The organism is Nocardiopsis rhodophaea (genome assembly GCF_039530945.1).
Taxonomy (GTDB): domain Bacteria; phylum Actinomycetota; class Actinomycetes; order Streptosporangiales; family Streptosporangiaceae; genus Nocardiopsis_C; species Nocardiopsis_C rhodophaea.
The window spans coordinates 74295-82691 of sequence record NZ_BAAAPC010000026.1 but is presented as its reverse complement, the minus strand read 5'-3'; the positions used below and the strand labels follow the sequence as shown (position 1 = coordinate 82691).

General features: G+C 70.6%; 9 protein-coding genes and 1 pseudogene. 5 read left to right on the top strand and 5 right to left on the bottom strand.

Translation table 11 applies throughout. The annotated features are described in order from the left end of the window. The first annotated feature begins 189 nt into the window (after positions 1–189). From ABD259_RS23365 to ABD259_RS23360, 3 genes and pseudogenes are all read left to right on the top strand, one after another. Positions 190–1064 (top strand): IS5 family transposase gene (locus tag ABD259_RS23365; RefSeq protein WP_425573565.1). Its coding sequence is split into 2 segments (ribosomal slippage): positions 190–553 and positions 553–1064, totalling 876 coding nucleotides; the frame shifts between segments, so codons are not numbered across the junction. 31 nt (positions 1065–1095) lie between these two features. Then, positions 1096–1443, top strand: a pseudogene (locus ABD259_RS25975) (nucleotide disphospho-sugar-binding domain-containing protein); the annotation flags it as partial. Positions 1444–1561: 118 nt separating this feature from the next. Continuing rightward, positions 1562–1708, top strand: coding sequence for a hypothetical protein (locus ABD259_RS23360; RefSeq protein ID WP_425573564.1), 147 nt, complete (start codon positions 1562–1564; stop codon positions 1706–1708). Positions 1709–1858: 150 nt separating this feature from the next. On the opposite strand, the gene ABD259_RS23355 is transcribed toward ABD259_RS23360, so the two are convergent. After that, positions 1859–2290, bottom strand: a complete 432-nt coding sequence (locus tag ABD259_RS23355) for a hypothetical protein (protein WP_344107293.1) — start codon at positions 2288–2290, stop codon at positions 1859–1861. A gap of 294 nt (positions 2291–2584) precedes the next feature. Between ABD259_RS23355 and ABD259_RS23350 the strand changes: the two genes are divergently transcribed. Then, on the top strand, positions 2585–3388 hold the full coding sequence (locus tag ABD259_RS23350) for a PhzF family phenazine biosynthesis protein (protein WP_344107295.1): 804 nt from the start codon (positions 2585–2587) through the stop codon (positions 3386–3388). Between the two features lie 31 nt (positions 3389–3419). On the opposite strand, the gene ABD259_RS23345 is transcribed toward ABD259_RS23350, so the two are convergent. Continuing rightward, positions 3420–4340: an NUDIX hydrolase gene (locus ABD259_RS23345; RefSeq protein ID WP_344107297.1), complete on the bottom strand. Its 921-nt coding sequence runs from the start codon at positions 4338–4340 to the stop codon at positions 3420–3422. A gap of 184 nt (positions 4341–4524) precedes the next feature. Between ABD259_RS23345 and ABD259_RS23340 the strand changes: the two genes are divergently transcribed. Next, positions 4525–5805: a hypothetical protein gene (locus ABD259_RS23340; protein ID WP_344107299.1), complete on the top strand. Its 1281-nt coding sequence runs from the start codon at positions 4525–4527 to the stop codon at positions 5803–5805. A 27-nt stretch (positions 5806–5832) separates the two neighbouring features. On the opposite strand, the gene ABD259_RS23335 is transcribed toward ABD259_RS23340, so the two are convergent. From ABD259_RS23335 to ABD259_RS23325, 3 genes are all read right to left on the bottom strand, one after another. Next, positions 5833–6477, bottom strand: coding sequence for a hypothetical protein (locus ABD259_RS23335; RefSeq protein ID WP_344165283.1), 645 nt, complete (start codon positions 6475–6477; stop codon positions 5833–5835). 261 nt (positions 6478–6738) lie between these two features. Further along, complete coding sequence (locus ABD259_RS23330; RefSeq protein WP_344107303.1) at positions 6739–7353, bottom strand: hypothetical protein; 615 nt, start codon at positions 7351–7353, stop codon at positions 6739–6741. A gap of 5 nt (positions 7354–7358) precedes the next feature. Beyond that, a complete protein-coding gene (locus ABD259_RS23325; protein WP_344107305.1) occupies positions 7359–8006 on the bottom strand; it encodes a hypothetical protein in 648 nt (215 codons plus the stop codon). Between the last annotated feature and the right edge of the window lie 391 nt (positions 8007–8397).

Genomic DNA, 8397 nt, shown 5'->3' with positions numbered 1-8397 from the left:
GGTCCCGGGCGCCCTGCGGGGAGCCCGAACAAGCGTCCCGCACCCCGCTACGGCGTCCCGAAGAAGAACAAAACGGGCACTACAAGCCGCCCTGGACACAAGCAAGCAGGTAAAACAACAAGCTAGAGCGTGTTTCTTGGATCTTGTGTCTCGGGTCTGTGGCCTAACGCCTCCGCGTATAACGGGTATATGAGCCGCAGATTCGAGCTCACCGATGCCGAATGGGAACAGATCAAACCCTTCCTGCCCGCCACCGAGCCCCGGCGCGGGGGGCGGTGGCGCGACCACCGCCAGGTCCTCAACGGCATCCTCTTTCGGACCCGCACCGGGGTGCCCTGGCGGGACCTGCCCGAGCGCTACGGCCCCTGGCGCACCGTCTACAAAAGGTTCCGGCGCTGGGAGGCCGACGGCACCTGGCACCGCATCGAAGCCCACCTCATCGGCACCCAGGACACCGACCTGCACACCCAGATCGACTCCACCGCCATACGCGCCCACCAACACGCCGCAGGCGCTTGGAAAAGGGGTCATCGAAACAGGACTCACGACGCGCCCAGGGGATCGGCCGCTCCAGGGGAGGCCTGAGCACCAAGGTCCACACCCTGGCCGACGGCAACGGCCGCAACCTGGCCACCGCCCTCACCCCCGGCCAGGACGGCGATGCCCCGCTTCTTGCGGTGCTGCTGGGGCGGGTGAGGATCATGGGCCCCGGCGCCGGACGGCCCCGCACCCGCGTGCGGGGCGTGAGCGCGGACAAGGCCTACAGCTCGCGCGCCAACTGGGAACTGCTGCGAAAGAAGGGCATGAAGTGCACGATCCCCGAGCGGGAGGACCAGAAGTCCAACCGCAAGGCGCGGGGCCGCTCGGGTGGTCGGCCTCCGGCCTTTGATCGTGAGGCCTACCGGGACCGCAACCGGGTGGAGCGGCTGATGGACCGACGTAAGCAGTTGCGGGCCGTGGCCACGCGTTTTGACAAGCTCGCCTCCAGCTACCGGGTCACGGTACGCATCGCCGACATCTTCATCCGGCTACGTGCGAGCCCCGACCGTTCCCGCGCACCATGATCCAAGAAACACGCTCTAGCACACCCTCGGCGTGCGCTACGTGCCCTACAACGGTCCGGCCGAGGTGCCGGAGTGGGTGAACGAACTGGTCGACAAGCCGCGCGTCTGCCTCACGCTGGGACTGACGGCCCGGGAGGGGCTGGGCGGCAACGCCGTGCCCATCACCGACCTGGTCGAGGCGATGGCCGACCTCGACATCGAGCGCATCGCCACGCTCGACGACGAGCAGGTGGAAGAGCTGGGGACGGTTCCCGACAACACCCGCGTGGTCGACTTCGTGCCACTGCACGCCCTCATGCCGACCTGCTCGGCCATCATCCACCACGGCGGGGCGGGGGCCCTTAACGCGGCCCTGGTTAACGGCGTTCCCCAGCTCATGGTCGCCGACCAGTGGGACATGCCGCTCAAGGCGCGGACGTTTCGCGGAGACGGGCGCGGGCATCTCGATCCATCCGGACAGCCTCACCACCGAGGCGGTCCGCGACGGTGTCGTCGCGATGCTGAACCAGCCCTCCTACGCTCAGCAGGCCGAGCGGCTACGCAGGGAGAAGGAGTCCGAGCCGACCCCGGCCGAACTCGTGCCCGAGCTGGAGCGCCTCGCGGGGAAGTACCGGAACGAGGCGTCCGGTCCCAGCCTGCTCTAAATGCCGGGCGGTCACACGACGAACCCCCAGGAGTGCCCTCCCGGGGGCGTGTCACGCGTGTCGGCGAACGTCCGGACGCGCCGCGTCCGTCGTCGTTCCGGTCACGTCTCGTCCGTCGGACGTGCCGCCTGTGCCGCGGTGTCCCGCGGGTCAGGACGACCGGTTCCCGGCGACCATCGCGATGATGCCGAGGATGACCCAGAGCACGGCAGCCGTGGAAAGGCCGACGAAGAACGCGGTGAACAGGTCGCTGATGGACGCTCCGCTGGTGATGATGGCCATCGCGTAGGTGACAACCGCGACGCCTCCGCCACCGAGCAGCGCCGGAGCGGACGCGAAGCGCCACGGGTAGGCGCCCGCGTAGCGTCGGGCACGGCGGTCGCCCTTGCTGCCCAGCAGTGCCACGGCGCCGCCGACCAGGGCGAAGAAGAAGATGCCGGTGGTGAGCCCGGCCGAGAGGCTTGTATTCAGCAGGAAAGAACCGACCCCGGTGACCGCTCCGGCGGCGGCAGCCGTCCCCCAAGGCCAGATCATCGTCGCCGAGGCGACGGGAGTGAATGCGTTGCCGCGCTCCAGCGTCATGTCTGCTCCTTCAGCTCGCGAGCGGTGCTCGACTTCGGCCCGTGGCCGGGTTGTGTGCTTCCAGCATGCCCCGCACCACCGGTCGGCACATCAGGGCACATCCCTGACTTACCCCTGACGCCGCGTCGTGCACCCTTCGCGTTTATTTGTTCGGTGACAGCCAGGGCACATCCCCGCGGCCATCCGAAACTCGGACTCTTCGTCACTGTCCCGTTCGCCTCGCTCAACGAGTGGGCGGGGAAGGAAGTGCCCAGCAGAGGCGGGCGAAGGGACCGGGCGCTACGTTCTACTGGCATGAGTCGCTTTCGTGTGATCGATGCCTTCACCGACCGGCCGTTCGCCGGCAACCCCGCCGCCGTGCTGGTGCTCGACGGCCCGTACGACGACGCCTGGGCCCAGCGGGTCGCCGCCGAGTTCAACCTCGCTGAGACCGCCTTCGTCGTTCCCGCCGATGGCGACACCGCCGACTACGAGCTGCGCTGGTTCACCCCCACCGTCGAGGTCGCGTTGTGCGGGCACGCGACGCTGGCCGCCGCCCACGCGCTCATCGAGGACGGGGCGAGCGGGCCGATCCGGTTCGCGACGCGATGGAGCGGCGTGCTGACCGTGACCCCGCGTGAGGGGCGGCTGTGGATGGACTTCCCGGCCAACGTGCCCACCGCCGAGAGTTTCGACGGGCTGCCCGAAGCGCTGGGCGCGGCGCCGGTGTGGACGGGAACCGCCGGAACCTGCGACATCGTGGCCGAGGTCGCGGACGAGCGGACCGTGCGCGGGCTCACGCCCGACCTGGCCGCGCTCACCGGCTTCGAGTCCCGGGGCGTCATCGTCACCGCACGCGCCGGCGAGGGCTCGCCGGACGCGTTCGTGTTGCGCTCCTTCGCACCGCGGGTCGGAGTGCCCGAGGACCCGGTGACCGGCAGCGCGCACACGGTGCTGGCTCCGTACTGGGCCGAGCACCTGGGGCGGACCTCCTTCTCCGCCTTCCAGTGCTCGTCGCGTGGGGGACGGCTCTACCTGGAGACACCGACGGCCGCGCCGGACCGCGTCTTCATCGGGGGATCGGCCGTGACCGTCAGCGAAGGGGAGCTACGCGCGTAGTCCGGGTCTCCCGCGAGCGCCGTGGGGGGATTCAGCGCACAGCACGGGTCGCCCCCGCGGCACCCGCCAGCCACTCCGGAGGAACCACCGTTGCCGAACCGCGGCGGCCGCCCACCTCGGACGGCGCAGTGACGACCAGGGTGCCGGCGGCGTGCGCACCGTTCAGGGAGGGGCGTCGGCCGCCGTCATCGGCACCATCCCCGTGGCCCGGCGACATGACCACCTCCACCCCGGGGACCGACGGCAGGGGGAGCGCCGCGGCGTCGACCACCAGCCGGACGCGGGGGAACCAGCGATGCAGCGGTGCCAGCGGCAGCGCCGCGGGCAGCACCGCGCCGTCGACTCCGGCCGCCGCGAGGTCGGCGAGCTCGTCGCGGAGCCGTCGCGCTGCCTCGACGCCGCCGTATCCGGTCCCCGTCTCCCCCTCCTCCCCCTGACGGTGACGGAGAACAGCCGGGCCGTCCACGACGAGTTCCAACCGCTGCGCGAGGGCGGCGCGCAGCTGCGGCCAGACATCGCGGAAGGGGCCCAGCAGCCGCAACCGCTCCACCTCGTCGATCGCGACCCAGCGGATCGCCGTGCTCTCGGCGTTGCCCGGCGCGAAGTCCGCACGGTGCGCCGCGTGCGCCAGCACGGTGTCGTACCGCCAGACCTCGTGGTCCTGCCGGTGCACGCCGTTCAGCGCCACCTCGCCCAGGTCCCCGGCGACCTCTTCGCCGAACTCGCGCAGTGCCGCCTGCACCGGCGACTCGCCGCTGTCCAGGGCACCGCCCGGCATGCCCCACGTGCCGCCCATGTGGCCCCACACGGCCCGAAGCTGCAGCAGCACGTGCCCGCCGCTCCCGTTGCCGGTGCCCTCGGAATGGAGCAGCAGCCCCGAGGCACCGTAGCGGCCCCAGCGCCGCGAACCGTCGGGCAGCCGCACCCAGCCGTCGCCGTCACCTGCGCTCATCCGACCTCCTGCCCCAGAGCGGCACACCGCTACGGCATCGATCCTCCTGGCATCGGAGCGGCGCGGCACACGGGCCAGGAGCCCCGCCGACGCCCCCCGTCGTCCAGGGTGCCGGTTCGCGACCGCGCTGACCACCCTCAGCACGACTCCACCTGAGTGGGACCCCGCGGCTAGGATGCCTCCGATGGTCAGGCTGGCGACGTCCGCTGCGAAGCTGCCCCTGTACACCCTCGACCTGGCGAGGCGGTACTGGGCTCCGTTGCTGTGCGTGTACACGGTCGGGACGTTCCTGCACGGCATGCTGCTGCGGGGCATGGTGTGGGCGTCCCGGTTCGACGCCGCCCTGGCCCTCCTCGGCTTGGGGCTGGCGGTCCTGGTGACGCTGGCGACCACCATCATCATGTTCCACCTGCTGCGGCCCGGCATGCCCACGGTGGACGCCGAACTCGTCGGGATGCGGCTGGCACGGCGCGCGACGTTCGGCGGTCGGGAATGGCACGTCGTCGACGCCGTGACGATGGCGATCCTGCCGTTCCTGCTCTTCTACAGCGGGTGGGGGCTCCTCGCCGACGAGTACCGGCGGTACAGCGTCGCGCTGCTGAACGACCGCGGCTTGGACGCGTGGCTGACGCAGGATTACGACCCGCTCGGTACGCCGCTCGTGATCGCGGTGGTCGCGCTGGCGCTGCGGACGGTGTGCGAGCACCTCTACAAGCGCGGTGGCACCAAGGTGCTCGGCGTGCTCACGGCGCTGTTCGAGGGCATCTGGATGTTCGCGGCGGTCTTCTCCGTCGCGCAGCTGTTCGACGACGCCAAGGAGTGGCTGACCACTCGGGTCGTCTGGGTCGAGGTGCAGAACGTCGTGCTCGCCGCGCTGGACGGGCTGGGCGACATGACCTCGCTGCCGATCCAAGCGACCGTGCTGGCGCTGCTGGCCGCGATCGGGACGGTTTGGGGTTATCTGAAGGACGGGCTCTTCGAACCGCTGCTGTGGCTGACCATCGCCGCGGTGATCTTCCGCGCCGAGATCGACCGGCCCGAATCGCTGTTCGACGAGGAGCGTGAGGAGACGGCGGTCGGACGGGCGATCGCGGGTACACCCCGGCTGATGCGTCGGGTCGGCAGGGTCGCCGGGCGCGACGCGCGCGAGAAGTACACGCCGTTCCTCAACGCGTTCCGCTTCGTCCTGCGCCTGAATCCGGTGTTCTACCTGTCCTTCTGCCTCTACTACGTGCTGCTGGAGGCGGCCTTCGGGTGGCTGCGGCGAGGGATCTACGTGCTGATCGGCCCGGCGGACTTCCTGGGCTGGTGGTGGCAGTGGCTGACGCCGATCGACTTCGTGGTGACCGGCCTGCACGAGCTGCTGCGGGTGTGCCTGCTCGCGGCGACGTTCGAGGTGATGCTGCGCCGGGTGGGCGCGGAAAGCGCGGGTCGGCGGTCACTGCGCTCCACGCGGCTGGGGTAGGTGGTCCGGGTCGGCGGGCGGTCCGGGTCAATCGGACGCGTCGGCCCCGTTGCCGCTGGAGGCCGTCGCCCCTTTCTCGTTCACCTGACGCTCGGGGTGGGGGAAGAGAACGGCGGCGGGCTTGGGAGCGTCGGCCTTCGTGCTGGTGGGAACGCGGACCTCGAAGCGGAGCGAGTCCACCGCGTCCTTCGGAACGAGGAACGGCACCACCAGGCTCTGGTCGCTGCCCGCGGCGATCCGCTCGCGGTCGGGGTCGGTGCAGCCGCCGAAGGACGGAGTCATGACGCCCTCGGGCATCTCCCGGCCGGAGAACGACGAGGTGGGTTCCCAGGACCGGTCGCGGGCGTCGATCACGCGGAAGCGGCATGACGATTCGAGCAGCTCGGAGGCGGTGTCGTCGCTCGGGGTCACCCGGAAGACGGCGTCGACCAGCTCGGTGCCCTCAGGAGGCTCCGACGTGGCTCCGGATTCACCCACGGCCATCCCTCGGAGCTCCCACTCACTGCCCGCGAGGTCGGCGGTGGAACCCGAGACGAGGGCCGGGGAGGGCGGCATGGTGCCCTGGTCGAGCATAGCCTGCCGCTCCACCCACCAGGGGACGCCGACGGCCGGAGGAAGGAGCACGCACAGCCCCAGCAGGTAGGGCAGGTGGACACGTCGCCACCAGGGCATGACATGCCGGGCCCCGGGGCGGCGCCGGGCCGCGCTCCGTGGTCCGGGGCGCGGGTCGGGCCGCCGCCCGTCGGGGCGGTGCGGTGCGCGTGGGCCGTGCGCCGCTTGCGGCGGCATCGGCCGCGGAGGATACGGCGGGTGCGGTGGACGCGGTCCGCCGCCGGTCGGCGCGCCACTGGGCGGACCACCGCCCGGGGGTAGCGAACCGCGCTGGGGATGCCGGAACTGTCGGGGGTCCTGGGGATGCATGGCCGACGTCCTCTACCGCGTCTCGATCGGTGGGATGGGCACGGATTCCTCCGCCGCGTCGATCCTCGCGGCGAGTGCGTCACCGCCCAAGCCCAGGTGGATGTCGGCCTGGGCCTGGAGCCGCGATCCGGGGCCGCGGGCCACGCCGACCTGGAGCGTGGGGTCCACGAGCCGCTCCTCGGGGAGCTCGAAGACGAAGGCCCCGTAGGTCGGAATCCCGGGGCCGAGCGACGAGCCGATGCCGCCGTAGGCGTTGAACAGCCAGGTGCTGGCGGCGTAGGTGGAGTCGCCGCCCGTGTCGAGTTCGGCGGTGACGGTGGTCAGAGTGTCGCGGGTGGAGGTCAGAGTCGCCCAGGCGACGACCCAGATCCCGTTGGCCTCGATGGGCGTCGTGTCGCCGTAGTCCGTGCTGTCGTAGACATTGTGGGCGAACTGGACCTTGTCCACCTCGATCGTGAACCGGCGCGCGTCCACGGTGGCGCCGATCTCGCCGGAGTAGGCGATCGGCTCCGTCTGCTCCTCGGAGGACGGGATCAGGGACTGGGCCCCGATGATCAGGCCGATGAGGACCAGGCTCGCGGCGGCCGTCAGCGCGCGGCGCGCCGGTGTCGTGGGGATGTCGCGCACGCTGGTCACTCCGCGCCGAGTGCGAGGGCGACGCGGCCGACCGTCGTGTCGCCGGGGAACCAGCGCTCACTCTGGTCGGTGAATCCGGCGGAGAATTCCGCGTCCAGGACGGTCAGGGTCACGCGGTCGACGCGGGCGACCTGGTCGGAGACATCGTCCGGGGGCTCCAGCAGCTTGTCCACGTCGAGGAGCTCGTCGATCGACTCGGACTCGTCATCGGCGTCGGAGTCACCGCCCGGACGCGCGAGTGGCCAGCTGATCAGGGCCTTCTCGGGCATCTCCGGCTGGATCCTGCCGACGGTGCTGTCCGGGCGGCGCTCGAACGCGATGCTGCCGTACTCGGTCTCGAGCTTCGCGGGCGCAAGATCAGGTTCCAGCGCTCCCAGCACGGCGGTGCTGTAGACGGGATCGGTGTGGTGGGAGACGAGGTCGGCGTGGATCCGCAGCTCGCTGCCGCCGGTATCGGTGTTGGTGACGATCTCCGCCGTGTGCGGGGTAATGGTGAAGAGGTCGTTGCGAACCGCGGTTCCAGCGGGAGACGTCGGACCCGTCGCCTCGGCCGAATCGAGCCCGCCCTGCGCCCACAGGATGAGGATGAGGAGGGCGGCGACGATGACCCCCGTCGTGGCCAGGGCGGCGCGCAGCATGAGCACGCGGGGCGGGATGTGTCCCAGCCCGTTGCGGAGGTCGAGCCCATGGTGTCTCCCGCGGACTAGCGCAGGCGGATGAGGGCGTTCTCCTCCTTCCTCCTGCGATGTTCATGGCCCGGTGAATATGTGTGCAGCGTGCCCGAGGAAAAACAAGGGGTGATGTCCGGTGCGTGTGGGGAGGACTGGAGTTCGTTGGACGGGCTGATCTATTTCCGGTTTTCTGTTGCCTCGGGTGCCGTAAGTGAACTGAAAGCGGCCCGCAAGGCGGCCGCCCTAGTGTGAAACGTGTTCGGCGAGACCGGTTCCCCGCAGGAGGACGGCCTGCGGGTACCGGTCTGGCGTTCATCCAGGGGAAGTCCGTCGGCAGGGACCGAATCTTCCCGGTCACCCGAGA

Bases quoted from the DNA above. Each gene is read 5' to 3' on its own strand.
- ABD259_RS23360 (WP_425573564.1), top strand. From the start codon at position 1,562: ATGCTGAACCAGCCCTCCTACGCTCAGCAGGCCGAGCGGCTACGCAGG.
- ABD259_RS23355 (WP_344107293.1), bottom strand. From the start codon at position 2,290: ATGACGCTGGAGCGCGGCAACGCATTCACTCCCGTCGCCTCGGCGACG.
- ABD259_RS23350 (WP_344107295.1), top strand. From the start codon at position 2,585: ATGAGTCGCTTTCGTGTGATCGATGCCTTCACCGACCGGCCGTTCGCC.
- ABD259_RS23345 (WP_344107297.1), bottom strand. From the start codon at position 4,340: ATGAGCGCAGGTGACGGCGACGGCTGGGTGCGGCTGCCCGACGGTTCG.
- ABD259_RS23340 (WP_344107299.1), top strand. From the start codon at position 4,525: ATGGTCAGGCTGGCGACGTCCGCTGCGAAGCTGCCCCTGTACACCCTC.
- ABD259_RS23335 (WP_344165283.1), bottom strand. From the start codon at position 6,477: ATGCCCTGGTGGCGACGTGTCCACCTGCCCTACCTGCTGGGGCTGTGC.